The 26,432-nt window shown below is 50.4% G+C and carries 25 protein-coding genes; 16 read left to right on the plus strand and 9 right to left on the minus strand.

Annotated features, from left to right (window positions below; translation table 11 throughout):
* Nucleotides 1-79: 79 nt before the first annotated feature.
* Nucleotides 80-886: a ribonuclease I gene (gene rna / locus HV261_RS19225; RefSeq protein ID WP_202039161.1), complete on the plus strand. Its 807-nt coding sequence runs from the start codon at nucleotides 80-82 to the stop codon at nucleotides 884-886.
* Nucleotides 887-927: 41 nt separating this feature from the next.
* On the opposite strand, the gene HV261_RS19230 is transcribed toward rna, so the two are convergent.
* Nucleotides 928-1,551, minus strand: a complete 624-nt coding sequence (locus tag HV261_RS19230; RefSeq protein ID WP_202039162.1) for a flavin reductase family protein — start codon at nucleotides 1,549-1,551, stop codon at nucleotides 928-930.
* 96 nt (nucleotides 1,552-1,647) lie between these two features.
* Entirely contained in the window at nucleotides 1,648-2,478 is an 831-nt protein-coding gene (locus HV261_RS19235; RefSeq protein WP_202039163.1) for an alpha/beta fold hydrolase, read from the minus strand.
* A gap of 273 nt (nucleotides 2,479-2,751) precedes the next feature.
* Between HV261_RS19235 and rnk the strand changes: the two genes are divergently transcribed.
* Together rnk and uspG are read left to right on the plus strand one after the other, a co-directional pair.
* Complete coding sequence (gene rnk / locus HV261_RS19240; RefSeq protein WP_005120853.1) at nucleotides 2,752-3,162, plus strand: nucleoside diphosphate kinase regulator; 411 nt, start codon at nucleotides 2,752-2,754, stop codon at nucleotides 3,160-3,162.
* Nucleotides 3,163-3,356: 194 nt separating this feature from the next.
* Complete coding sequence (gene uspG, locus HV261_RS19245) at nucleotides 3,357-3,785, plus strand: universal stress protein UspG (protein WP_005120854.1); 429 nt, start codon at nucleotides 3,357-3,359, stop codon at nucleotides 3,783-3,785.
* A gap of 41 nt (nucleotides 3,786-3,826) precedes the next feature.
* Here uspG and HV261_RS19250 read toward each other — a convergent pair whose 3' ends face one another.
* From HV261_RS19250 to HV261_RS19265, 4 genes are all read right to left on the minus strand, one after another.
* Complete coding sequence (locus tag HV261_RS19250; RefSeq protein WP_202039164.1) at nucleotides 3,827-4,777, minus strand: helix-turn-helix domain-containing protein; 951 nt, start codon at nucleotides 4,775-4,777, stop codon at nucleotides 3,827-3,829.
* A gap of 62 nt (nucleotides 4,778-4,839) precedes the next feature.
* Complete coding sequence (locus HV261_RS19255) at nucleotides 4,840-6,054, minus strand: CaiB/BaiF CoA transferase family protein (RefSeq protein WP_202039165.1); 1,215 nt, start codon at nucleotides 6,052-6,054, stop codon at nucleotides 4,840-4,842.
* A 32-nt stretch (nucleotides 6,055-6,086) separates the two neighbouring features.
* A complete protein-coding gene (locus HV261_RS19260; RefSeq protein WP_202039166.1) occupies nucleotides 6,087-7,400 on the minus strand; it encodes an MFS transporter in 1,314 nt (437 codons plus the stop codon).
* Nucleotides 7,401-7,524: 124 nt separating this feature from the next.
* Nucleotides 7,525-8,691: an acyl-CoA dehydrogenase family protein gene (locus HV261_RS19265; RefSeq protein ID WP_202039167.1), complete on the minus strand. Its 1,167-nt coding sequence runs from the start codon at nucleotides 8,689-8,691 to the stop codon at nucleotides 7,525-7,527.
* A gap of 407 nt (nucleotides 8,692-9,098) precedes the next feature.
* Here HV261_RS19265 and HV261_RS19270 point away from each other — a divergent pair, with 407 nt between their 5' ends.
* The 8 genes from HV261_RS19270 (at nucleotide 9,099) to HV261_RS19305 (ending at nucleotide 17,246) form a co-directional block, all read left to right on the plus strand.
* A complete protein-coding gene (locus tag HV261_RS19270; protein ID WP_202039168.1) occupies nucleotides 9,099-10,244 on the plus strand; it encodes an acyl-CoA dehydrogenase in 1,146 nt (381 codons plus the stop codon).
* Between the two features lie 11 nt (nucleotides 10,245-10,255).
* Nucleotides 10,256-11,020, plus strand: coding sequence for an electron transfer flavoprotein (locus HV261_RS19275; RefSeq protein WP_202039169.1), 765 nt, complete (start codon nucleotides 10,256-10,258; stop codon nucleotides 11,018-11,020).
* Between the two features lie 20 nt (nucleotides 11,021-11,040).
* Nucleotides 11,041-11,997, plus strand: coding sequence for an FAD-binding protein (locus HV261_RS19280; RefSeq protein ID WP_202039170.1), 957 nt, complete (start codon nucleotides 11,041-11,043; stop codon nucleotides 11,995-11,997).
* A 45-nt stretch (nucleotides 11,998-12,042) separates the two neighbouring features.
* On the plus strand, nucleotides 12,043-13,335 hold the full coding sequence (locus HV261_RS19285; RefSeq protein ID WP_202039171.1) for an FAD-dependent oxidoreductase: 1,293 nt from the start codon (nucleotides 12,043-12,045) through the stop codon (nucleotides 13,333-13,335).
* Complete coding sequence (locus HV261_RS19290) at nucleotides 13,332-13,616, plus strand: ferredoxin family protein (protein ID WP_202039172.1); 285 nt, start codon at nucleotides 13,332-13,334, stop codon at nucleotides 13,614-13,616. The genes HV261_RS19285 and HV261_RS19290 overlap by 4 nt, the downstream gene beginning before the upstream one ends.
* A gap of 68 nt (nucleotides 13,617-13,684) precedes the next feature.
* The gene (locus HV261_RS19295) at nucleotides 13,685-15,007 is read left to right on the plus strand and encodes an MFS transporter (protein ID WP_202039173.1); all 1,323 of its coding nucleotides are present in this window, start codon (nucleotides 13,685-13,687) and stop codon (nucleotides 15,005-15,007) included.
* 3 nt (nucleotides 15,008-15,010) lie between these two features.
* Nucleotides 15,011-16,672 carry a medium-chain fatty-acid--CoA ligase gene (fadK, locus tag HV261_RS19300; RefSeq protein WP_202039174.1) on the plus strand — a complete coding sequence of 554 codons (1,662 nt, stop codon included), beginning with the start codon at nucleotides 15,011-15,013 and terminating at the stop codon, nucleotides 16,670-16,672.
* A gap of 13 nt (nucleotides 16,673-16,685) precedes the next feature.
* Nucleotides 16,686-17,246, plus strand: a complete 561-nt coding sequence (locus HV261_RS19305) for a desulfoferrodoxin family protein (RefSeq protein WP_202039175.1) — start codon at nucleotides 16,686-16,688, stop codon at nucleotides 17,244-17,246.
* A gap of 102 nt (nucleotides 17,247-17,348) precedes the next feature.
* On the opposite strand, the gene ahpF is transcribed toward HV261_RS19305, so the two are convergent.
* Both ahpF and ahpC read right to left on the minus strand, forming a co-directional pair.
* Nucleotides 17,349-18,914 carry an alkyl hydroperoxide reductase subunit F gene (ahpF, locus tag HV261_RS19310; protein WP_137384526.1) on the minus strand — a complete coding sequence of 522 codons (1,566 nt, stop codon included), beginning with the start codon at nucleotides 18,912-18,914 and terminating at the stop codon, nucleotides 17,349-17,351.
* 240 nt (nucleotides 18,915-19,154) lie between these two features.
* Nucleotides 19,155-19,718 (minus strand): alkyl hydroperoxide reductase subunit C, encoded by a 564-nt coding sequence (ahpC, locus tag HV261_RS19315; RefSeq protein ID WP_002894394.1) that lies wholly within the window; start codon nucleotides 19,716-19,718, stop codon nucleotides 19,155-19,157.
* A 373-nt stretch (nucleotides 19,719-20,091) separates the two neighbouring features.
* Here ahpC and dsbG point away from each other — a divergent pair, with 373 nt between their 5' ends.
* The 4 genes from dsbG (at nucleotide 20,092) to HV261_RS19335 (ending at nucleotide 23,953) form a co-directional block, all read left to right on the plus strand.
* Nucleotides 20,092-20,838: a thiol:disulfide interchange protein DsbG gene (dsbG, locus tag HV261_RS19320; protein WP_202039176.1), complete on the plus strand. Its 747-nt coding sequence runs from the start codon at nucleotides 20,092-20,094 to the stop codon at nucleotides 20,836-20,838.
* A gap of 225 nt (nucleotides 20,839-21,063) precedes the next feature.
* Nucleotides 21,064-21,987: a DNA-binding transcriptional repressor CitR gene (citR, locus tag HV261_RS19325; protein WP_202039177.1), complete on the plus strand. Its 924-nt coding sequence runs from the start codon at nucleotides 21,064-21,066 to the stop codon at nucleotides 21,985-21,987.
* A 140-nt stretch (nucleotides 21,988-22,127) separates the two neighbouring features.
* Nucleotides 22,128-23,351 carry a phosphoadenosine phosphosulfate reductase gene (locus HV261_RS19330; protein ID WP_202039178.1) on the plus strand — a complete coding sequence of 408 codons (1,224 nt, stop codon included), beginning with the start codon at nucleotides 22,128-22,130 and terminating at the stop codon, nucleotides 23,349-23,351.
* On the plus strand, nucleotides 23,336-23,953 hold the full coding sequence (locus tag HV261_RS19335; protein ID WP_202039179.1) for an IbrB-like domain-containing protein: 618 nt from the start codon (nucleotides 23,336-23,338) through the stop codon (nucleotides 23,951-23,953). The genes HV261_RS19330 and HV261_RS19335 overlap by 16 nt, the downstream gene beginning before the upstream one ends.
* Here the strand turns inward: HV261_RS19335 and HV261_RS19340 are convergent, their stop codons facing one another.
* On the minus strand, nucleotides 23,954-25,114 hold the full coding sequence (locus HV261_RS19340; RefSeq protein ID WP_202039180.1) for a pyridoxal phosphate-dependent aminotransferase: 1,161 nt from the start codon (nucleotides 25,112-25,114) through the stop codon (nucleotides 23,954-23,956). It abuts the gene before it with no gap.
* A 132-nt stretch (nucleotides 25,115-25,246) separates the two neighbouring features.
* Here HV261_RS19340 and HV261_RS19345 point away from each other — a divergent pair, with 132 nt between their 5' ends.
* Entirely contained in the window at nucleotides 25,247-26,335 is a 1,089-nt protein-coding gene (locus HV261_RS19345; RefSeq protein WP_202039181.1) for an oxidoreductase, read from the plus strand.
* Nucleotides 26,336-26,432: the final 97 nt, after the last annotated feature.

A 26,432-nucleotide genomic window follows, 5' to 3' on the forward strand; every position in this document is an offset into this window, starting at 1 on the left:
CCAGTCAGCTAAACCTGACTGGCATTTTTTATGATTAAATAGATGATATTCAGAATTTATATGAGTGTCCGAATTCATCATGACATCAACATGGCGTTCTTTTTCTTTACTGGCAGCGCTTCTGCTGCCGGTTTCTGCGACTCAGGCCGATCAACTTCAGGCCAAACAGTACGGTGATTTTGACCGCTACGTGCTGGCCCTCTCCTGGCAAACCGGTTTTTGTCAGAGCCAACACGAGCGTAATCATCAGGAGCCTGACGAATGCCGTCTGCAAAAAGAGACCGACAATAAAGCCGATTTTCTGACGGTTCATGGCCTGTGGCCCAGCCTGCCAAAATCCATTGCCGCCCGCGGTGTCGATAATCGCCGTTGGATGCGTTTTGGCTGCGCGACGCGCCCTATTCCCAACCTGCCTGAAGCCCGCGCCAGCCGTAAATGCGCGGCCCCCGAAACCGGGCTGTCACTGGAAAGCGCGGCGAAGTTAAGCGCCGTCATGCCCGGTGCCGGCGGAACATCCTGTCTGGAACGTTATGAATATGCCAAACATGGCGCCTGTTTTGGTTTTGATCCCGACGCCTACTTCGGCACCATGGTGCGATTAAACAATGAGATTAAGAGTAGCGAGACGGGCAAGTTTCTGGCGGATAACTACGGCAAAACAGTTAGCCGTAACGCATTTGACGCCGCATTCGCTAAAAACTGGGGCAAAGAGAATATCAAAGCAGTGAAGCTAAGTTGTCACGGCAACCCCGCTTATCTGACGGAGATCCAGTTTTCATTAAAAGCCGATGCCATCAACCAACCTTTATCATCCCGTTCATTCCTGCCGCAACCGCATCCGGGTAACTGCGGTAAACAGTTTATTATCGACAAAGTGGGATACTGAAAATCGCGACCGACGCTGCAAGCTGGCGTCGGTCCGTAAGCTTAGCGTTTTGCTCGGGCGTCCGGGCGAACTAAATCAAAACGGTGTGTTTCACTGATCGAATAATACGCCGTTGGCCCACCTGCACGCAGTACCGGCTTCGCTTTCGCCGTCTGATAGATGCCGTCTTCCAGTAGCGTTTCATCTATGTGGATGCCCACCACCTCTCCCAGCACCAACCAGGTTTCAACAGGTGCGCCATCAGCAGTAGTCAGTTGCAGAGTTTGCGATAAACGACACTCAAAATTGACCGGGCTTTGTGCCACGCGCGGCACATTAACTATCCGACTCTCTGCTTTGCAAAGCCCTGCGGCAAAGAACTCATCCTCGCCGTGCGGCAGACTGGCCGACGTTTCGTTCATCGCGCTGGCCAACTCAAGGGTGGTCAGGTTCCAGACAAACTCACCGGTTTCGATAATATTCTGTACGCTGTCTTTCCAGCCGCTGCTGGCAAAACCGATAATCGGCGGATGATAGTTAAAGCAGTTAAAGAAACTGTACGGTGCCAGATTATGCCGACCGTTGCTGTCACTCGACGCAATCCACCCGATAGGGCGCGGCCCAATAATGGCATTGAGCGGGTCATGTGGCAGGCCGTGTCCCTGTGACGGTTGATAGAAATACATCGTTTTCTCTGGTGAAGTTAGCCTCTGCTAAGCATAAATTATGCTTCGCTCATCCCCCTGACGGAAGAGGATCAGCGTAGAACAATCCACGAGCGATTACGACTGAATAAAGTCGAGTAGATCGGCGTTGATCTGCTGTTTATGGGTGGTGCAAATACCGTGAGATCCATCGGCATACACTTTCAACTGCGCATCTGGTAGGATTTCTGCCGCGACCTTACCGCAGGTTTCAAACGGGACAATCTGATCGTCGTCACCATGGATCACCAACGTCGGGATGGTCATTTTTTTGAGATCTTCACGCAAGTCTGTTTCCGAGAAAGCATGGATACAGTCGTACAGTGCTTTAATTGATCCTTGTAAGCCCTGCTCGACAAAACTTTCACGGACCGCCTTCGACTCCTTTGCGCCCGGTCGATTGTAGCCATAGAATGCGGCCGTCAGCTCATAGAAAAAGGCGGCACGATCGTTCACAACGCCTTCACGAATGCCATCAAACACCTCCTTAGGTACACCATTCGGGTTAAAGTCGGTTTTGATCATGATGGGGGTTACCGCACCAATGAGTACCGCTTTTGCTACCCTCTGCGTCCCATGGCGGCCAATATAACGAGCAACTTCGCCACCGCCGGTAGAGTGCCCGACATGTACAGCATCTTTGAGATTAAGATACGCGGTAAGTTCGGCCAAATCATCAGCATACTGATCCATATTGTGGCCATCCCAGGACTGGGCCGAACGCCCGTGCCCCCGTCTGTCATGGGCTATCACACGAAATCCTTTCGACCCGAGAAACAGCATTTGATCTTCAAACGCATCTGCGGTCAGCGGCCAACCATGGCTGAACACAATGGGCTGGCCGCTTCCCCAGTCTTTGAAATACAAATAGCTGCCATCTTTTAAGGTAAGTTTGTCGTACTGGCTCATGAGATCTCCTGTCGAGGAACACTGAGTTGTCGTGGCGCGCCCGCAGCGAGCGCTTAAAAAGCATAATGCAAATTTGAGAACGCTCACGTTTTTTGCCTCCCCCTTCATCTGCAGCAATATTGATGATTTGCCTGAATGTGAACTAAATCACTTCAAACCAGGGGTAAGTCTCAGTATCATCATAAAAGCTAAACCCTTGCCGCCTGACGGTGAGGGTTTTCTTTTGGGATTATTTACCTGCGCATCCGCAGTATCGACGACATGGAGTAATAAATGTCCAGACCAACTATTATCATTAACGACCTCGATGCGGAACGCATTGACCGCCTGTTGGAGCAACCTGCGTTTGCTGGTTTACCGATAGCGGACGCATTAAACGCTGAACTGGATCGCGCCCAAATGTGTTCCCCGGAAACCATGCCGCACGACGTGGTGACCATGAACAGCCGCGTGAAATTCCGCAATCTGAGCGATGGCGAAGTGCGCGTACGTACCCTGGTATATCCGGCCAATATGACTGACAGTAGTACACAGCTTTCGGTAATGGCGCCAGTCGGTGCAGCGCTTCTGGGCCTGCGCGTTGGCGATACGATCCATTGGGAATTACCGGGCGGTACATCGACCCACCTCGAAGTCATCGAGCTTGAGTATCAGCCTGAAGCTGCAGGCGACTACCTGCGCTAACTCTGTCTTATCAAAGCGACTCGCTTTATCTTACAGGGGATGCATCCGCATCCTCTTTCCGCTTCACCCCTGCTGTCTTTCATTTGCTGCACTTCCTTTTTCCTGTTCGCAAAACATAAATCTGTGTCGTGACTGACAGAATCATTTTTAATACTATGCTGTTATGTGTTCATGTAATGACAAGGAGAATGTTTATGTACAACACAATCATAATGCCTGTTGATGTATTCGAAATGGAACTGAGCGACAAGGCAGTTCGCCATGCAGAATTTCTGGCACAAGATAAAGGGGTGATCCATCTGCTGCATGTGCTCCCGGGTTCTGCCAGTCTGAGTCTGCACCGTTTTGCCGCTGACGTTCGTCGTTTTGAAGAGCATCTGCAACACGAAGCGGAAACCCGTCTGCAAACCATGGTCGGCCACTTCAGTATCGATCCTTCCCGCATTAAGCAGCACGTTCGCTTTGGTAGCGTGCGTGATGTGGTAAACGAATTGGGTGAAGAGTTGAATGCAGATGTAGTAGTCATCGGATCACGCAACCCATCAATCAGCACCCATCTGCTCGGATCTAACGCCTCCAGCGTTGTCCGCCACGCGACTTTGCCGGTACTGGTTGTACGCTAGTCAGCACACAAAAACCCCACCCGCCTGACGGGTGGGGTCATCTATTGCGTGATGCCCTCTTTCTCATGGGCACCACCAATAACCAGGCACTCTTCCTCTGTGGATATTCTTTGCAAGGCCAGTTCGCGGTACTGTCCAGGGCTGACACCCGCATGTTTATGGAAAAAGCGCGTAAAGTAGGCTTCATCATTAAATCCTAAAAAAGCCGCAAGCTGCTTTATCGTCTTAGAGGTGTAAACCAACTCTTGTTGGGCTTCCTGCAGAACGCGCATATTAATCACGTCAAGGCTGGACATCCCTAATGTTACCCGACATAAACGCGACAGGTGTCCCGGGGACATGCCCATCACCTCAGAATAATCATTAACGGTCAGCCGTTGGCGAAAACGCTGATCCACCAGCAGGAGGAATTTGTTTATTTGCGAGGCCTTACGCGAGCAGACATCAAACTTCTGCTGTTCTTCCGTTAGGGTATTGATACGCGTGAGGTGAACCAGGATGGAGATAAAAATCGAAATGCACATTGCCGTATGATTAATCCTCGGATTCTGCATCTCTTTTTGTAAAGACTGATAGAAACCCTGAATAATTTTCCCGTCCTCAGGGGAATCATCCAGAGGGATTACGCAGGGTTTATGCATCAAAGTGAGGACATTGGGCGCCAATAATCCCATCACCGATTCCATTGGCCCTTGTGAGGCAGTGATTGTCATCCCTTCCGTACCGGGTCGGTAATCAAAACCATGAACGGTTTGCGCAGGCACCAGGATGAGCCCAGAGCCACTCACCCTCATCCGGGTATAATTCATTAAAACATCGACCTCTCCACTTTGGATAAAGAGGGTCTGAATCAATGAGTCATGAATATGCGGATTGGCTTTCCAGTTCAAGGGTTTTGAACGCAATGAGATCATTTCTATATTAAAGAAATTCTCCCAGCCAGGTTCCGACTGTTCACCATATAACGCATAAGTAGGAATGGTCGTTGCCATCAATGCCCCCAATCAAATGAGCCCACCAGGTAGCAACGGTGCCGACCACCTGGCGGCTATGGTTATGCGGGTATAATGACCGCGCCGTCCGCATTCAAACGATCTATCTCCTCAACAGAATATCCATATTCCAAAAGAATTTGCTGCGAATCATGCCCTAATCCGCGAGAAGGTCGAATTTGCGCTGGCCCCATACCACCAATGTTCACAGGAGGGGTCACCAGCACGCGTCGGTTACCGGTGATATATTCAACATTTCGCAGACAGTCGGTCGCCCACGCCTGCTCATCGTCAAGGATTTCATCAGGCGTAAAGCCTTTCTCATGAGCAAAGTCGTTTTGTTTTAACATCAGCATCATTTCATCAAGCGAGCGTTTAGCGACCTGCTCACTGATGATGCTGATAATATCCCGGTTGCGTCCATGTAGATTGACATCGGCAATACGACAAAACTCAGGGCTGTCGACCAAATCTTCGCGACCAAGTAGCGTCATGAACTTATTGAAAAAGCGATCGTACTCTGGGATACAAATCACCATCCAGCGGCCATCCCGGGTCTTATAGGTATTGTTGAACGGATTCGCGACTTCGCAGCGGGATTTAGGATAAACGTTGCCATATTGCGCCGATGTGACGGCAATACTCATCATAAACAACGCGGTATGATGCAGACTCACTGTCACTTTATCCCCCTGCCCGGAGAGCGTACGGCCATATAACGCCGCGCAAACCCCCGAAACCAGGCACATGGAAGCCTGGAAATCGCCAAACCCATTCACTGAGTTAATCGGCGTTTCCCCTCGTTCGTTTGTCGACCCCAGAATCCCTCCCCGACAAACATAGGCCGTCGCATCAAACCCTGCGGTATCTTTTTCTGGCCCTTGCTCACCGTACCCCAGAATCTGAGCAAAAATTAAACGAGGAAAACGCTGGTGCAATTCTTCCCATGAGAACCCCAGCCGCTCCAGCGCTTTCGTCCGATAGCTGGTCACTACCACATCCGCGGTGGAAAGAATGCGCCAGGCAATTTCTTTCGCCCGCTCCTGTTTCAAATTCAGACACAGAAAACGCTTATTAGCATTGGAAATATCAAATGCCGGATTCTCATCATCTTCATACGGCATATTAAAAACTGACGCCTGCGTACGGCCAGGATCGCCGATCGGCGGTTCGATTTTGATCACCTCCGCCCCCCAATCACCTAAAATACGCGCTACCGTTGGCGCCGCCAGAAATGATGTCAGATCGACGACCTTAACGCCCTCTAATGGTCTCATACGTCATATTCCCTCAAAAATGAGTGGCCTGTTTAACCGGCAAATCCTTTACGATCGCCCGCGCTTACGCGTGCTGATTTCTTTTCTATTGGCCGAATGCGTGCTATCAACATAAAGAATGCTCCGACAATCGCCACGCCTGCGCCCAAATACAGCGCGTACTCGTACTGACCACCGGACACATCAATCACCCAGCCAGCCAGTACAGGCGAGAGAATGCCCGCCAACGTCCCAAACACCCCGTTCAGTCCGACCAACATGCCGGTGTCTTTTTGCGAGAAAATAATAGGAATTGAAAAATGTGCAGCCATGGTGAAGCACAGGAAGAAGTTCGACGCCGAAATAAGCGTGGCGGCACTCCACAAGCTGTTTGCCTGTGTGCCGAGGATCAAAAATACCCCAGCTAATAATAACCCCAGTACCGGAGAAATCTTACGTCCGACGTTTTGCCCAAATCGACAGCATGCAGCATCAGTGACTACGCCCCCCAGTGGGTAAGCAAAAATCGCCACCAGATACGGCAGCATGGAGAAAATCGCGCTTTGTTTGAGATCGATTCCACGCCCCATGGCAAAGTAGGTTGGCAGCCAGGTCATGAAGAGAAAAAAGAGGTAATTGGTACAAAAGTAACACAGGGCGCACGCCCAGACGGAAGGAGTAGCCAGAATATCGCCTTTACTTAGCGAGTCATTCTGTGCAGCCGGAGAGGCCTCAGTAGAGACTTGCCCAGCCTGAATATAGTCTCGTTCACCCTGGGTGATAAAATTATCCTGTTGCGGACGGTTGCTGCCAAGCTTCCACCACAGCAGACACCACAGCACACCGGGTACTGATACAACGTAAAACACGGTCTGCCAGTCCCAGCGTTGGACTATCCATGCCGCCAGAACCATGGCAACGGCAATACCGGTAGGGCAACCTATTTGCAATAATCCTGTCGCCATTCCGGCTTCATGTTTAGGCACCCATTTTGCCGCCAGTGAAAAGTTAGCCGGGACAAGCAATCCCTGGCCAATCCCGACCAGAATACGCAGCAACATCATGATGCCCAGTGTCGATCCTAACGGCGTCAGAAACGTGAAAACAGCCCACCATAATGTCCCGGTAACTAAAACGACTCCGCCGCCAAACCTGTCCGCCAGCAAACCCGCGGGTAACATTGTGACGGCATAGCCAATGAAAAACGCCGTGGATACCCAGCCAAACTGCATAGCGCTCCAGCCATATTCCTGCATTAATGCAGGCCCACACATCGACATCCCACTTCGCGCCACAAACATGACGAAATAATCAATAATGAGCAGGACAATAATGCCCCAGCGTCTGTTCCCTGGTGATGTACTCATAGGTCACTCTCGCATAAAAGCAAAAATGGCCGTAGCCACAGGATAAACAGCGACGTACGGCCAAAACTAAGGTTAGTGCCCAGTAAAAACAGCTAACCTCTGACACGGTGCAAACGCTCCCGGACTAGCGAATCTCACCACCTGCGGCAATCAGTGGGCGTGCGATAGTCAGTCGCTGCACGGTACGAGGGCCTTCCTCAAACCACAGAGCGCGAGCATCGCGATACATTCTTTCTACCGGGCCATACGGGTTATCTTCGAAATAGCCAATACCGCCAAAGATTTCGAGACAGCTATCCGATACCGTACGAACGGTATCAATGCCGTGCAGTTTGCACATGGCTGAGACCATCTCAATGTCTTCGCCCCGATCAAATTTTTGCGCACAGTCGCGCAGCATGACACGCAGCGCATGCACCTGCGTGCCCATATCCGCCAGCGTTTGTTGAATAGCCTGGCGAGAAGTAAGAGCCTTACCGAAAGTCACACGATCTTTTGCTCTGGCTATCGCCAATTCCAGGAAGCGCTGCGACATTCCAAGACAGGTTACGGCAATCATGGCGCGTGAATGCGCCAGCGCATTCATGAAAATATCCAGGCCATCACCCTCTTTACCCATAATGTTATGGGCAGGGACTTCGCAGTTTTCAAAACGCAGATAAGCATGACCCGCGCCACGGCAACCCATCATGTGCGGCATGGGATCGATGTAATAACCGGGAGTATTCGTTTCGATAAAGAATGCTGTTAAGCCACCTTTTTTACGCTTATTCTCATCCGTAACCGCAATAACATAGCTCCCATCGGATATATCTGTATGGGATATCAACGTTTTGGTTCCGTTAAGAATATATTTATCCCCTTTTTTAACCGCAGTAGTACGAATATCCGCACCCGAACCACAATCCGCCTCAGTTAATGCAAAGTTAATATAAGCATCTTTATTTGCCAGCAGCGGTAACCATTTAGCACGCAAATCTTCCGCGCCATGGTCATACATAATTCGCCAGTTCAACCCGTTAGCGTGGTGCAGGTTCATACGCATCCCACCGGGCCCGCGGCAAAACTCTTCCATCACCGAAAAGAACTGTTCACAGTTGAGTCCCATACCGCCAAATTCTTCAGGCATCGCCAGACGAAACAGATCGTTTTTACGACAAACGTCATAATAAGAGTCAGGAAAGACATTCGTCCGCTCAACTTCCAGTTGAATTTCTTCCAGCTCAGTTTCGGTAACCTTTCTGACTTTTTTCTTCAATGCTTCCAGTTGCTGTTGAGATAAAATGGACATATACCAACCCCACTCCACGTTGAATACTCGGGTAAGAATGCAGGTAATAAGAATATGGATATATAAAAGATAAGATATTCTAACCAACCTGTTTCCATGAATTAACGCGATGGATTATAGGAATAAAACTCGTCCGCCTGACATTGACAGATTTAACCAAAAACAGGACAAATCGAACATCACTAACATCCGGTTTTTATTTCGGAACCCGCATCACAAAAGCATACCAAATGCCCGTTTTGTCCAGGACGTTGTTAAATATGTCTATGCATCATTGATGCCCACTGAATTTATGCTCCTCATACCAATTATTCTGCAAGTCGGCGTCCTGTCACGATCAGAATATAAAGAAATGAATATCGTCCGAAACATCAATTCTTATCAGCAGGCATCATTGAGGAGACATCATGGACTTTAGCCTGACCGAAGAGCAGGAGCTGCTTTTAGCCAGTATACGCGAACTGATAACACGAGATTTTCCCGAAGAATATTTCAAAACCTGTGATGAAAATGGCGCGTTCCCCAGCAAGTTCTTTCAGGCATTGGCCGAAAGCGGCGTGGGACTGTTAGGCATTCCAGAAGAACTCGGCGGCATCCCTGCTGATATGATGACGCAAGTGCTGGTTCTGGAGGAGATCGCCCGCATGGGGGCTCCCGCCTACATTATGACGGAAGGCCAATGCATCCATAACATGCAGCGCTTTGGCAATGCGGAGCAGTTGGCGAAAACGGCTGAAGTCGGGCTGACCGGTATCCCTGCCTATTCACTTGCCTTCACCGAGCCGCAGGCGGGATCGGACAATAACCGCGTCGCCACGACCTATACCCGAAAAAATGGCAAAGTTTATCTGAACGGGCAAAAAACGTTCATCACGGGCGCCAAAGACTACCCCTATATGTTGGTGCTGGCACGCAATCCCGAACCGGAAGATCCGAAGCGCTGCTTCACCCTGTGGTGGATTGATCCAAACATGCCGGGCGTTAAGCGCAATAGTCTGCACAAAATCGGCTGGCACATGGTCAGCAACTGTGAGGTTTTTCTCGATAACGTTGAACTGGAAGAAAGCGCCATGGTGGGCCGCGAAGGTTACGGCTTTATTCACATGATGGAAAACTTCGATATTGAACGTCTTGTCATCGCCGCACACTCACTGGGTGTGGCGGAATGCGCCTTTGAAGATGCCGCTCGCTATGCCAACCAACGTATTCAGTTCGATAAAAATATCGGCCAGTTCCAGATGATTCAGCTCAAGCTGACCCAAATGGCGATAAAGATCCAAAACATGAAAAACATGGTCTATCGCACGGCATGGGAATGTGACAACGATTTACCCATGCGCCTGTCCGCGCCGATGTGCAAGTTATATTGCGCACAGTCTGCCTGTGAAGTCATTGACGATGCGATGCAAATTTTAGGGGGCCTTGGTTACACCAATGACAGCCGGGTATCCCGTTTCTGGCGTGATACCCGCGTTAACCGCATCGGCGGCGGCACTGACGAGATTATGGTGTATATCTCAGCCCGCCAGATCCTGAAACAGTATGAAAAATAATAGGATACGTCATGAAATTACTCGCCTGTTATAAACTGGTCGCGGAAGAACAAGACATTACTATCGCCGCTGACAGAACGCTGGATACAACACGCGCTGGAGAAAAAATCAGCCCATTTGACCTTAATGCCATTGAAGAGGCCGTCCTGCTGGCCGGTGAAAGCGATGAAGTTATGGCTCTGTGCGTTGGCGGCCAGGCGCTGGATAACGCCAAACTGCGTAAAGATTTGCTCTCCCGAGGCCCTCATGGACTTTACCTGGTGCGCGACGAGCGGCTGGCGGCTTCGCTAGCGCACGAAACGGCCAGGGTCATTGCCGAAGCGGCGAAGAAAATCGGTTTTGATCTGCTGTTGTGTGGCGAAGGTTCTGGCGATCTTTATGCACAACAAACCGGGCTGCGGGTCGGGGAAATGCTTCATCTGCCCACCGTCAATGCCGTTAGCCACATTGAAATCCATAACGGTTACGTCACGGTCGAACGCACGCTGGAAAATGAAGTAGAGATCATTGATGTTCCGCTTCCTGCCGTATTGTGCGTCACCTCAGATATTAATGAGCCGCGAATTCCTTCCATGAAAGCGATTCTCGGCGCAGGGAAAAAGCCCGTCACCCAATGGACGGCTGATGACATCGGCTGGACACCGGTATCTCCCGATACCGAAATGGTCAATATTTATGCCCCGCAGCAGGCAGAACGTAAACACATCATCATTGAAGGCGACAGCGCAGAAGATGTCGCTCGCCTGGCAGAGCATCTCAATAAAGTGCTGAACTGAAGACAACGGAGAAGCTGGGAATGAGCAAGATTAATCAGGTATGGGTAGTGAGCGACAGCGCCGACCGTTACGCGGATCTCCTTGCAGGAGCAAAGCAGTTCGGTGAACGCGTGAGTGCCGTCATCTGGGATGAGAGCGAGGCTTTGCAGGTACAACATGCCGACGCGGTGTACGTTCTGAGCGGAAAGTCAGAACAGCAGCGGTTAGAAAATTACGCGGAAACCCTCGTAGCCCTGATACAAAACGCCGAAAAAGGCGCCAGCGCGCTCAGAACGGGAACATTAATCCTGTTGGCGGCAACCCGACGAGGAAAAAGCCTGGCGGCCAGGCTCAGCGTCCTGCTGCAATCAGCGCTGATTAATGATGCCACCAGCCTGGCGCTGGAGGATGGCGAGCTATATGCCGAACATCGAATGTACGGCGGTCTGGCGTTTGGCCGGGAAAAAATCAACACATCGACGGCTATCGTGACCGTTTCGAGTGGCGTATTCGAGCCGCTGGAAGAAAATGCGCCGCATCAGCCTGCTCCCATCCCCGTCAGTTATATCCCACCGCAACATGAGCTTTTATGCAAAGCGCGCAGGGCAAAATCGGTCAGTAGCATCGATCTCAGTAAAGCCCGGCGTGTCGTCGGGATTGGGCGTGGCTTAGCGGCCAAAGACGATCTGCACATGATCTGGGATTTAGCCGCTGCGCTAAATGCGGAAGTCGGCTGCTCTCGCCCCATTGCCGAAGGTGAGCACTGGATGGATCGCGAACGTTACATTGGCGTCTCTGGCGTACTGCTTAAAACCGATGTGTATCTGGCACTGGGCATCTCAGGGCAGATACAGCATATGGTCGGTGGTAATGGCGCTAAAACCATTGTTGCCATTAATAAAGATAAGAATGCGCCGATCTTTCAGTACGCCGACTACGGGCTGGTAGGCGATATTTATAAAGTCGTCCCGGCATTAACGGAACTGCTGCAGCGCTAACATTTAACGCCGTCATCCTGGATGGCGGCAACAGGAGCAAAAGCGATGTCGGATGAAAAATTTGACGCCATTATTGTCGGCGCAGGCATCTCAGGCTGCATCGCCGCTTATGTGATGGCAAAAGCAGGACTGGATGTGCTGGTCATTGAGCGTGGTGATACTGCGGGCAGTAAAAATATGACCGGAGGACGACTCTACACGCACAGCCTGGAAGAAATTATGCCCGGCTTTACCCACACGGCACCGGTTGAAAGAAAAGTGGTCAGGGAGCGAATTTCCTTTCTTACGACAGAAAGCGCCGTCACGCTGGACTATCTCACGGGCACACCCCACCAGGCCTCTGACGCAGAATCATGGACGGTGCTTCGCCACACCTTTGACAGCTGGCTCATGGCGCAAGCAGAAGCCGTTGGCGCACAGTTCATCACCGGCGTCAGGGTCGATTCGCTGATCCGCCAGGATGGGCGAGTGACAGGGGTTCAGGCAGGAGACGATACGCTGGAGGCTAATGTGGTTCTCCTCGCCGACGGTGTAAATTCTCTGCTGGGTCGCGCTATCGGTATGGTGCAAGAATCATCGCCGCATCATTATGCCGTGGGCGTGAAAGAGGTAATTTCGCTGCCATCCGCACAAATTCAGGAGCGCTTCGGGCTAACCGGTAACGAAGGCGCCGCCTGGCTGTTTGCCGGCTCACCGTCAGACGGATTAATGGGCGGCGGTTTCTTGTATACCAATCGCGATACGCTTTCACTGGGCCTGGTATGCGGGCTCGACGGTATCGAGCATGCCCGCAAGAGCGTGCCGCAAATGCTGGAAGACTTCAAACAGCATCCTGCTGTCCGTCCGCTGATAGAAGGCGGAACGCTGCTGGAATATTCCGCGCATCTGGTGCCGGAAGGCGGGATAGATATGGTTCCAACATTAGTTGAAGACGGGGTAATGATTGTCGGCGATGCAGCCGGAATGTGTCTCAATTTAGGCTATACCGTGCGGGGCATGGATCTCGCCATCACGGCAGCCAATGTGGCCGCGCAAACGGTCATTGCCGCGAAAGACGCAAATGATTTCAGTAAGGGAAAACTCCAGGCTTATCCCAACGCACTGGAGAAAAGCGCGGTGTTACGCGATATGCGCCACTACCGCCGCCTCCCCGCAATGATGGAGAACCCGCGAATTTTCCAACAATATCCGCAAATGGCAACCGATCTCATGGCATCCCTGTTTACCGTCAACGGCAAGGCTCCAGTTTCGCTGAGCAGGACAGTATTGGCGCATGGCAAAAAAATCGGATTACTTAATCTTTTAAAAGACGGCATTAAAGGAGTTCGCGCATTATGAACACCGTGAACGTCGATGTGAAATTGGGCACGAATAAATTCAGGGTCGATGAAAGCCATCCCCATATAATTCTGGTGGAAAATCCCGACCCAGAGCAGTTCCGTAAACTGATCCTCGCCTGCCCCGCTGGATTATACCGACAGGATGACGCTGGCAATATTCACTTTGATTATGCTGGCTGCCTCGAATGCGGCACATGCCGGGTGCTGTGTTCAGATTCCGTTCTACAGAAATGGGAATATCCACAAGGAACGTTCGGCGTTGAATTTCGCTTCGGCTGACTCCCTGCCAAACAGTCTATATCGCCGTATCCGGAGATACCTCGTGCTCGCGATTCAGGGAGGAGACCATGTCGGTACAGAATCAAATTGATATCAGTACGATTTTAGACAAACACCCAATCAGCAGACGGCAATGGTTTATTGTATTTCTCGGTTTTTTTGTTCTGGGTATTGATGGTTTCGACGTCACGGCAATTGGTTACATTGCTCCGGCACTAATAGATCACTGGCAACTATCCAAACAAGATCTGGGCCCGGTAATGATGAGTGGATTGTTGGGACTGGCGGCAGGCTCTTTAATTTCTGGCTCGTTAGCCGACCGCTATGGCCGCAAAAAGTTAATTATTGGGTCGGTTGTCTTTTTTGGCCTCAGCAGCCTGCTTTCTGCCGGGGCCTGGAATTTATCCAGCCTGACTTTTTTCCGTTTTATTACCGGGCTCGGATTAGGCGCAGCCATGCCCAACATCACCACGCTGGTTGCAGAGTACGCCCCCCATCGTTATCGATCTCGCCTGTCAACGGTGATCCATTGTGGCTTTAATTCTGGCGCCGCGCTGGGAGGCATACTCAGCCAGCAGTTGCTCGGGGCGTTTGGCTGGCGCGCTGTGCTTATCGCAGGCGGCATTTTACCGCTCTTGCTGGCGCTGATTTTACTGCGCTGTTTACCTGAATCGATGCTGTATCTGGTGCAGCGCACCGGTAACGATGCACACCTTGCTCGTCTGCTGAATCTGTTTATTCCCGGAATCGCTGACAAAAATACGCGTTTTTACACTACCGAGCCGCAAAAAGCCCGAGCCAATACGGCAAAATCACTGCTGCATACCCCCTACACAGTGGGAACGCTGGCGCTGTGGTTAACGCTTTTTGTCGGACTTTTCAGCGTTTACCTTTTATCCAGTTGGTTGCCGCTGATGATAAAAGATGCCGGACTAACGCTCTCACAGGCCGTCATTATGGGGTCGGTCTTTCAGATAGGCGGCATGATGGGGAATTTTTGCATTGGTATTGAAATGGATCGTTGGGGCAAACACCAGGCCATTATTCTGACACTTTCAGGCAGCATAGGTGGCGCATTAATTCTGGGGCTGTGTACCCCCTCGCTTTTTCTGCTCTATACCCTGGTCCTTATTCTTGGCTTCACTCTCAACGGGATCAACCCTGGTTGCTACGCGCTGGCTGCGCACTTTTACCCGACCTCAATACGGGCAACCGGGGTTGGCTGGGCGACGGGCATTGGTCGGCTGGGCGCCATTACCAGCGCAGGCATGGGTTCGCTCATGCTCGCGGCAGGCTGGACATTCAGCGACGTCTTTCTGTTTTTGCCTCTGCCGCTACTGGCTGGCGCACTGGCGATGTATTGCAAAAAAAGAACTCAGTCTGAGACATAACCAATGACAACAAACATAAAAATCAATACCGAGCGTAAGGCACAATACCGGCAACAGGGCCATTGGGGTGATGCGACATTAGCCGATTACTGGTGCCTGTCGGCCAAAGCGTATGCGGACAAAGTGGCTGTCACCGATAATCGGGGGGACAACTACACCTATAAAGCGTTGGATATTGCCGCAGGCCGGCTGGCATCCTGGCTCATCGACGCCGGAATCCGCCCGGGCGATCGCGTGGCGCTCCAGCTACCCGGCTGGTGTGAATTCACAATAATTTATCTGGCCTGCCTGAAAAGCGGGGCAGTAGTCGTCCCGCTCTTGCCCGCCTTCAGGGAATGCGAATTAACCTGGATACTTAATAAATGCCGGGCCCGGATACTGTTTACGCCAACAAGTTTTAAAAATAGCAGCCCTGTAGATATGATCGCCACACTCCGTTCGGCGCTCCCCTGGCTTGAACAGGTGGTGGCGGTTGATAAGCTGGCACCCGCGCAGGCTGGGCCCGCTCTGAGCCACATCCTCAATGACGCCTCGCCAATAACACAACATGTCAAAACGCATAGCGACGATTTGGCAGCCGTTCTTTTCACTTCCGGTACGGAAGGTCATCCAAAAGGCGTGATGCTGACGCACAATACGATCATCGCCAGTGAACGAACCTTCTGCGCGGCGCTCAACATAAACTGGACTGATTCGATTCTCATGCCAGCTCCGCTAGCCCACGCAACAGGATTTCTGCATGGCGTGACCGCCCCTTTTTTAACGGGTGCCAGCAGTGTATTGATGGACATATTTTCTCCTGAAGAGTGTCTGGCATTACTGGCACAAGAGCACTGCAGCTGCATCATGGGCGCAACACCGTTCGTGTGCGATCTACTGTATGCTTCAAAAGCACAGCGCAGCAGCCTGTCTTCTCTTCGCTTCTTTCTGTGCGGAGGAACCACAATCCCGGGAAAACTTTTGCAGGAATGCCATCAGGCAGGGATTCAACTTCTTGGTGTATACGGAAGCACAGAAAGTCCTCCCCATGTGATAGTGCACCCATATGACTCACTGGCTCATCAAATGAATACGGATGGTAGAGCCGCCGCTGGCATTGAAGTCAGAGTGGTCGATCAGAAGAAGATGACACTGACGGAAAATAATGAGGGCGAAGAAGCATCGCGCGGCCCCAATGTTTTTGTCGGCTATCTTGATGAACCAGAATTGACCGACCGAGTGCTTGACGACGACGGATGGTATTACAGCGGCGACTATTGCCGGATGGATAAAGCCGGCTATATCAAAATTACTGGCCGTAAAAAGGACATTATTGTTCGTGGCGGTGAAAATATCAGTAGCCGCGAAATTGAAGATATTCTGTTGCTTCATCCGGATATCCACGATGCTGGCGTGGTGGCCATGCCAGATAAACGCCTGGGTGAGCGCTCGTGCGCTTATGTCGTGCTGAGTCATCCACAAAAAACACTTCAGTTGGCGGATATCGTCGCGTTTTTCGCCCAACGGCGTATCGCAAAATATAAATACCCGGAATACCTGGTCGTTGTAGATAAATTACCGCGTACAGCCTCAGGAAAGATTCAAAAATACATTCTCCGGCAGGATATTCTTCAGCGTCTGGCATCCCTCTCGCAAGAAACGGCTGGTCAAACAACCTCGGCGTAAGAAGGATCGCGTTATGTCTCTAAGTCATACTGTTCCCGAACATTCCCACAACGTACACAGGACATCAAACCGGATTAAAAACAGTACCAAACCCACATTTATCCACCCTATCCCGACGTTCTACCGCTGTCCTCAATGCGGGGAATTCCTTGTCACCATGGGTAAACGTAACGCAACATCCCCGATAACCTGTTGTGGAAAAACACTCGCCGCGCTACGGGTTAATGATGCCACCACTAGCGATGCGCTCGCCCAGCAGCATCAACCATTGATGACCATTTCCGGGGGGTTTGAATCAAATACGCTTTCCGTCACGGTGGGTAATCCGGCGCATCCAATGACGGCAGATCACTCTCTGGAATGGATCTTTATTTACACCTTTCAGGGCGGACAATTTAAGTATCTGCCGCCTGGCGCGTCGCCTGAAGCCACTTTTGCACTCGCAGGTAATGATGCGTATGTTTATTGCGATCGCCCAATCTGCAAAGGAAAACAGTGTAAATTCAACTGTAAAAGAGGGTTTTCAGCCTATACCTGGTGCAATCAGCATGGTTTGTGGCGGTATACATTTTGACGGAGCACATTGCTGGTAAACATCTTGTACACGCTTAAGCGTAATGAAAAAACCGCCAGTGGTTAACTGGCGGTTTGGGAATTGCAGGTGTGTCTTACTTTCTTATACGGTTGTGGTGCGAATCAGATAATCAAATGAACTCAGTGAAGCTTTCGCGCCTTCGCCAGTGGCGATGATGATCTGCTTGTACGGTACGGTTGTACAATCCCCCGCTGCAAAAACACCCTTCACGCTGGTCTCGCACTTGGCATCAATGATGATTTCACCCATGCGGTTACGCTCAACGGCGCCTTCCAGCCAGTTCGTATTCGGCAACAGGCCAATCTGCACAAAGATACCCGCCAGTTCCACATTGTGGATATCACCGCTGACGCGGTCACGATACTCCAGACCAGTGACTTTACTGCCGTCGCCTTTCACTTCTGTGGTTTGTGCATTCAAAATGATATCGACGTTTTTCAGACTGCGGACTTTATTCTGTAGAACCTGATCGGCCTTCATTTCCGGGGCAAATTCCAGCAACGTCACGTGTTCGACGATACCCGCCAGGTCGATAGCCGCTTCAACGCCGGAGTTACCGCCACCAATCACCGCGACGCGCTTGCCTTTAAACAGCGGGCCATCACAGTGCGGACAGTAGGTTACGCCCTTGGTGCGGTACTGATCTTCACCCGGAACATTCATGTTGCGCCATTTTGCGCCGGTAGCAATGATGATGCTGCGTGCTTTCAACACCGCGCCGGATGCCGTTTCAATCTGATGCAAACCACCTTCCTGTGCTGCCGGAACCAGTTTGCTCGCACTCTGGCTATCAATGACATCAACATCGTAATCATCAACGTGTGCTTTCAGTGCGCCAGCCAGTTTCTGGCCTTCGGTTTTCGGTACAGAGATGTAGTTTTCGATATCAACGGTATCAAGAACCTGACCGCCAAAGCGTTCGCCCATCAGACCGGTGCGAATACCTTTACGTGCAGAGTACACCGCAGCCGCTGCCCCGGCAGGACCCGAACCGACGATCAGCACATCGTAAGCATCACGCTGATTCAACTCTTCCGCCGCACGTTTTTCTGCGCCCGTATCAACTTTCGCTACGATTTCAGTCAGCGTCATGCGGCCCTGACCAAACTCTTTACCGTTCATATAGACCGCCGGAACGCCCATGACGTTACGGTCGGTAATTTCGTTCTGGAATGTACCGCCATCAATCGCCGTATGCTTGATACGCGGATTCAGCACGGACATCAGGTTCAGCGCTTGCACCACATCCGGGCAGTTATGACAGGACAGTGAATAATAGGTTTCGAACTCAAAGTCCCCGTCGAGGTCGCGGATCTGCTCCAGCAGTGACTGTGCTTCTTTCGACGGATGACCGCCCGTCCACAACAGCGCCAGAACCAGAGAGGTAAACTCATGGCCCAATGGAGAGCCGGCAAAACGCGGCCCCTGGTGAGAACCCGGGTTGGTTATCAGGAACGATGGCTTACGTACGGCCAGAGTATTGTCTTCTTTAAAGGTGACTTTTTCTGACAGTTCAGCAATTTCAGTCAGCAGTTCCTTGATTTCTGCCGATTTAGCGCTGTCATCCAGCGTAGCAATCAGCTCAACAGGTTTGGTCAGTTTCTCAAGATAAGCCTTGAGCTGGGTTTTCATATTTGTGTCGAGCATTATTCTTCCCTCTCTGAAAACATCATCATGCAAGCCGAATTCGTTCAGGCAGTCTGAATACGTTTGCATCATGATGTTGGAATAAAACGGGCGCGACGCACCCGCTTAAGGATTAATTCGCAAGAATTTCGTGTTACAGGCAGGCGGCAAGCTTATGACTCCCCGGGAGCTTACATAAGTAAGTGACCGGGGTGATTAAGCGTAGCCAACGCACCTGTAGCGCGAAAGGCGTAGCGAATTTTAGATTTTACCAACCAGGTCCAGAGACGGAGCCAGAGTTGCTTCGCCTTCTTTCCACTTAGCCGGGCAAACTTCACCTGGGTGGGAAGCAACATACTGTGCAGCTTTAATTTTGCGCAGCAGGTCAGACGCATCACGGCCGATACCTTCAGCGGTAACTTCGATTGCCTGGATGATACCCTGCGGGTCAACAACAAATGTTGCACGGTCAGCCAGACCTTCATCTTCACGCATGTTGTCGAAGTTACGGGTCAGGGCGCCAGTCGGGTCGCCGATCATCGCATATTTGATTTTCGCGATGGTTTCAGAGCTGCTGTGCCATGCTTTGTGAGTAAAGTGAGTGTCAGTAGAAACAGAGTAAACGTCCACCCCCAGTTTCTGCAGTTCTTCGTAATGGTCAGCAACGTCACCCAGCTCGGTCGGACATACGAAAGTAAAATCAGCCGGGTAGAAGAAGAAGACACTCCAACGACCTTCGGTATCTTTCTCGGTTACTTCGATGAACTCACCGTTTTTGAACGCCTGGTTTTTGAAAGGTTTAATTTTGGTATTAATCAAAGACATCTGTACTTCCTCCGTGTTTTCGTTGAGGGATAAGTTAACCAAAATCATTGATAAGGGCTAATGCGTTTTCTTTATCAAATCAATAAGCGTTAACTAACAACCGACTCAACCGCATGTTGTAAACCCTATTCTAAAAGTAAAAAAGCTCCCTTTGCAGGGAGCCTCATTACCCGAGTTACCCGCAAGTAACTTCAGTGCCAGCAGAACTGGCTATGTGTTGCGCTCTACATTACCTTAACCAAGGTCGTAACAGCGATTGGGATTACATCACCCAACTACCGAAAGGGCAATCGACAGACTGTCGATCTTACCTATGGCTGCGATAGGTTTTGCAACTTAACTCCCTTTCCTTCTGGTTTTATAAGGAAAATCAATGTTTAAACGTTTATTACTCTTAGCTCTGCTCCCTGCAGCCGTCCACGCTGAAGAGCTTCCTGCCCCCGTTAAAGCGATTGAGAAACAGGGCATTACAATTCTGAAGTCGTTCGACGCGCCGGGTGGCATGAAAGGTTATCTGGGCAAATATCAGGACATGGGGGTCACTATCTATGTCACGCCTGATGGAAAACAGGCGATCTCCGGCTACATGTATAACGAGAAAGGTGAAAACCTGAGTAATGCGCTGATAGAAAAAGAAATCTATGCACCTGCAGGGCGCGAGATGTGGCAACGAATGGAAAAAGCGTCGTGGATTCTGGACGGCAAAAAAGATGCGCCTGTTATTGTGTATGTGTTTGCCGATCCCTTCTGCCCATACTGTAAACAATTCTGGCAACAGGCGCGTCCGTGGGTTGAGTCCGGCAATGTTCAATTACGCACGCTGTTGGTTGGCGTGATTAAGTCTGAAAGTCCGGCAACCGCTGCGGCCATTCTGGCAAGCAAGGACCCCGCTAAAACCTGGCACGACTATGAAGCCTCGGGCGGCAAAATGACGCTGACACTGCCAGCAACCCCGCCTGCCGAGCAAATGAAGACGCTGAATATCAACCAAAAACTAATGGACGATTTAGGCGCCAATGTCACGCCTGCCATTTATTACATGAGCAAAGATAATACCCTGCAACAGGCCGTCGGTTTGCCCGATAAAGAGAAGCTGGATATTATCATGGGAGCCAAATAGATATACGCAACGAATGATTGATATCATTTCTCATATCAATCATTCTTCTTTTTAATATCAATAAACTCGTTAGCACTTTTTACCGAAAAAATAACCCTGCCTGTGCTATTTTAGCATTTGTAAACTATTCATTAAGTTTTACATGTATATGCGATGATAATGCATTGTAATTTACTCATAACAAAGTGAAATACTTCACAACTAAACTAAAACAGGAATTAGCGTATGGCTAACCTTTACGACCTCAAAAAATTCGATCTCAACCTGCTGGTTATTTTTGAATGTATCTATCAAAATCTAAGCATAAGCAAAGCCGCCGAAACGCTGTTTATTACCCCCTCAGCTGTTAGCCAGTCGTTACAAAAGCTGCGTGCACAATTCAATGACCCACTATTTATTCGTGCCGGAAAAGGTATTACGCCTACCGTAACGGCGGTCAATCTGCACCATCATCTTAAGAACAATCTCAACAGTCTGGAAGAAACAATAAATATCATGCACAGCTCCAGTCTGAAGAAAAAATTTGTCATTTACAGCCCGCAAATTATCAATAATATCTACGTAAGTGAGTTAATTAATTTCATCAGGAAAGACCAATATATTGAAATTGAACATCATGATATTCTGATAACATCGGAAACCGCTGAAGACTTACTAGCCTACCGTAAAGCGGATGTTGTCATCACGACATCACCGATCGTTAACCGCTCGATTATATGCACCCCATTCTGGACAGTTGAGACCGTCCTGGTCTGTTGCAAAAACCACCCCAGAATAAATGAAAACACCACGTTAAATGAAATACTGGAAGAACAATTTTCGCGGCTTCTCTCTGACGATGCCGGTATAAAAGAGTACCAGTCGGAAACAAGTTTTTTTCTCGCCAATCGTAAAACCGGGTTCTCTAGTGATTCACTCATGTCAATTATCAACGTTATATCCCTTACAGACATCATTGGTTTTCTTCCCAAAATATCCTTTGAATTATATGCTTCACTATTCAATTTAAAGGAAATCAAAACAGATATTAAGTTTCCATCAATGGAGCTATTTTTAATGTACAACCGGGCATCACTTAACAACAAAAATTTTGAGGACTCCATAACAAAAATAAACAAAAAAAACCAGGAAAAGCGACATATCAAATAACTATTCACATTCTAAATGAAAAAAAATTTAGATGCGTTATATGAATGTATTTAAAGGTTGCACGCTGCGTAAATTGGCATATCTTATTCAGGTTATACATTAGAGATGTTACTCTTTTATTCTTTCAGTATGGACTTGCTATGTCTGTTTACAAAATCCCTCTGAGTCAGAGCGTGCTGGAAGCCGCTCAGGAACGCATTACCTGGACTTTGGAAACACTGCCTCGCGTGTGCGTTTCACTGTCCGGAGGGAAAGACTCCGGGCTCATGATGCACCTCACCGCCACTCTTGCGCGCCAGTTACATAAAAAAATCAGCGTATTGTTTATTGACTGGGAAGCCCAGTTCTCTTGCACTATCGACTATGTTGAAGAGTTACGAGAACGCTATTCTGACGTTATTGAACGCTTTTATTGGGTAGCAATACCGCTTACCACACAAAATTCTCTCTCACAATTTCAACCAGAATGGCAGTGCTGGGAACCCAATACACAATGGGTGCGGCAACCACCAGCAGATGCGATTACCGATCCCAGTTTATTTCATTTCTACCAACCCGGCATGACCTTTGAACAATTCGTTCGTGAGTTCGCTGACTGGTTTTCTGAAAAACGCCCTGCGGCAATGATGGTGGGCATCCGTGCCGACGAGTCATATAACCGTTTTGTCGCCATTGCCCATTCACGTAAGCAACGTTTTGCCGATGACAAACCGTGGACTACCGCCGCACCAGGAGGACACACCTGGTATATCTATCCGCTGTATGACTGGAAAACAGCCGATATCTGGACATGGTTTGCGAAAACAAAAATGCCATGCAATCCCCTGTATAACCTGATGTACCAGGCCGGCGTGCCAACACGATATATGCGCATTTGCGAACCCTTTGGCCCGGAACAACGCCAGGGATTGTGGCTGTATCATGTTATTGAGCCACAGCGATGGGCAGCCATGTGCGCCCGGGTTAGCGGCGTTAAAAGCGGCGGAATATACGCCGGTCATGACAACCATTTTTACGGCCACCGCAAAATATTAAAACCGGAGCATTTAAGCTGGCAAGCGTACGCCATGCTGCTATTAGACAGCATGCCGCAACAGACCGCAGAACACTACCGCAACAAAATCGCCGTCTATTTACAGTGGTACAAAAAAAAAGGGATCGATGATATTCCTCAAACCCAAGAAAGCGATATTGGCTCTAAAGACATCCCCTCATGGAGACGGATCTGCAAAGTACTGCTGAATAATGACTACTGGTGTCGGGCACTCTCATTCAGTCCCACAAAAACGAAAAACTATCAGCGTTATAACGAACGTATGAAAACCAAACGCCAGGAATGGGGGATCTTATGCAACGACGACTAACTCAGGAACTCACCGGTTTTCTTTCTGGTCTTTCAGAAGAGGAACGAATTGAAGCAATCAATGAATTCAGGATGGCAATCCATAGCGTCAGTCCTTTCCGTGAAGAACCGGTAGACTGCGTTCTGTGGATCAAAAACAACGCGATTTCGCCAAATGATTACAACCCAAATAACGTTGCGCCGCCGGAGAAAAAGCTGCTGCTGAAATCCATTGAAGCTGATGGCTTCACACAGCCGATCGTCGTGGTTCAATCAGCCCAGGAAGAATATGAAATCGTCGACGGATTCCATCGACATGAAATCGGCAAAAACAAATCATCGCTAAAATCACGCCTGAAAGGTTATCTGCCCGTTACCTGCCTACAACGCGGGCGTCATGAGCGCATGGCGGCGACAATCCGCCACAATCGTGCCCGTGGGCGGCATCAAATCCATGCCATGTCAGAAATCGTTCGTGAATTATCACAATTAGGCTGGAGCGAAGAGAAAATCGGTAAAGAGCTGGGAATGGATAGCGACGAAGTCTTACGTCTGAAGCAAATCAACGGTCTGCAAGAGTTATTTGCCGACCGTCGCTTCTCCAAAGCCTGGACGGTGAAATAGCTACAGCGCAACCAGCCGTTCCGCCGCTGCCAGCAGCGTCGATTCTTGCTTCGCAAAACACAGGCGAATCAGCTTATGTGGGAAAGGATCGGCGCAGAAAACGGACAGTGGGATCGCCGCCACGCCGACCTCTTTAGTCAGCCATTGGCAAAATTCCACATCGTTGAGATCAGAAACAGCACGGTAATCAATCAGCAAAAAGTACGTCCCTTCGCAGGGCAGTATCTCCAGTCGACTGTCACACAGCGCATTCACCAGCACATCACGTTTTCTCTGATAAAACGCGGGCAGCTCACGGTAGTGCGTCGGATCTTCGCGCAGCATATCCGCCAGCGCCAGTTGTGCCGGCGTGTTGACCGAGAAGGTTAAATACTGATGGACCTTACGTAACTCTGCGCTGATAGCCGGTGGCGCAATACAGTACCCCACTTTCCAGCCCGTCATATGATAGGTTTTGCCAAATGATGAAACGGCAACTGCGCGCTCCCTTAGTTGCGGATGCGCCAGCACGCTGGCATGCCCATGCGTGGCAAAACAGATATGCTCGTAGACTTCGTCACTGACAACATAAATCTCATGCCCTTTAATGGCCTGCCATAACGCCTCAAAGTCCGCCTTCTGCCATACCGTAGCCGAGGGGTTATGCGGCGTATTTAAGATCACCAGCCGGGTGTGGTCACTGATTAGCGCAGCAAATTCCTGCCAGTCGACACGAAAAGACGGCGGTTGCAGCGCAATGCGTTTAACCACGCCGCCGGATAATTCGATCGCGGGCGCATAGCTGTCGTAGCTCGGGTCAAAACATATCACCTCATCGCCAGGCCGTACCAGTGCCGTAATGGCGGCATACAGCGCTTCTGTCGCCCCTGCCGTGACCGTCACGTCACTGTTTGCATCCGGCTTGTAGCCATACAGTTCGGCGGTTTTATCGGCAATGGCGTCGCGCAGCGGCTGTACGCCCGTCATCGGCGCATACTGGTTGGCGCCATGCGCGACGTGATACGCCAGACGTTCTTGTAAAAAGAGTGGACCATCAAAATCAGGAAATCCCTGTGAGAGATTAATCGCCTGGTGCTGCTGCGCCAGCGCGCTCATTTGCGTGAAAATAGTGGTGCCCAGATCAGGCAGTTTGCTTTGCGGAATCAGCGGGTTATTACTCATTATTGTTATCCCAGCGTGTGATGTTGTGGTTGAAGCCACTATAGCACGATGCTAGTATTTGGCAATCAAGACGTTCAGACGTCTATATAAAAATAACCTGCCTGGACAGGACAGTCAAAAGGACAACACAACATGAGTAATACCGAGATTCGCGTCGTCACCGGCCCGGCCAACTATTTTTCCCACACAGGCAGCCTGTCGAGACTCAACGATTTTTTCACCAGGGATCAACTCTCACGCGCCGTCTGGGTATATGGTGAGCGCGCCATCGATGCAGCCCGGCCTTATCTGCCTGAGGCCTTTCAACTTGCCGAGGCTAAACGCCTGCTGTTTACGGGTCATTGCAGCGAAACCGATGTTGCTCAACTGGCAACAGAGTCAGGAGAGAATCGCAGCGTGGTGATTGGCGTGGGCGGCGGGACACTGCTCGACACCGCCAAGGCGCTGGCGCGCCGCCTTGGTTTACCCTTTGTGGCAATCCCAACCATTGCCGCCACCTGTGCGGCCTGGACGCCGCTCTCCGTGTGGTACAACGATGCAGGTCAGGCACTGCATTTCGAAATTTTCGATGATGCCAATTTTTTGGTGCTGGTAGAGCCGGAGATCGTGCTTAATGCGCCAGACGCGTATTTGTTGGCCGGTATCGGGGACACGTTGGCGAAATGGTACGAAGCGGTTGTGCTCGCCCCACAGCCTGAAACCTTGCCGCTGACCGTACGTCTGGGCATCAACGGCGCACTGGCTGTCCGCGATGTTCTCCTTCAGAGCAGCGAGCAGGCTCTGGCAGATAAACAACGTGGCGAACTGACCCGTGCATTTTGCGACGTGGTGGATGCGATCATTGCTGGCGGTGGTATGGTCGGCGGTCTGGGTGAGCGCTTCACCCGCGTAGCAGCGGCACACTCGGTGCATAATGGCCTGACCGTCCTGCCGCAAACGGAGAAGTTTCTACATGGCACCAAAGTGGCGTACGGCATCCTGGTGCAGAGCGCGCTGTTGGGACAAGATGATGTGCTGGCTCAACTCACCTCAGCCTACCAGCGCTTCAATTTGCCCACCCGGTTGGCTCAGTTGGAAGTGGACATCAATAACCACGCCGAAATCGATAAGGTGATCGCGCACACTCTGCGCCCGGTAGAGTCCATTCACGCGCTGCCGGTGAAGCTAACACCGGAAACACTGCGTGCGGCATTTGAGAAGGTAGAGACGTTTACGGTGTGACTATGGTGCAGGTTGCCTGATGGCGGCTTCGCCTTATCAGGCCTACGGCTAATGCAATGTTGTAGGCCGGATAAGCGTCAGCGCCATCCGGCAAAAA

This window comes from Citrobacter sp. RHBSTW-00671, from assembly GCF_014103415.1.
In the GTDB taxonomy this organism is placed as follows: Bacteria; Pseudomonadota; Gammaproteobacteria; order Enterobacterales; family Enterobacteriaceae; genus Citrobacter.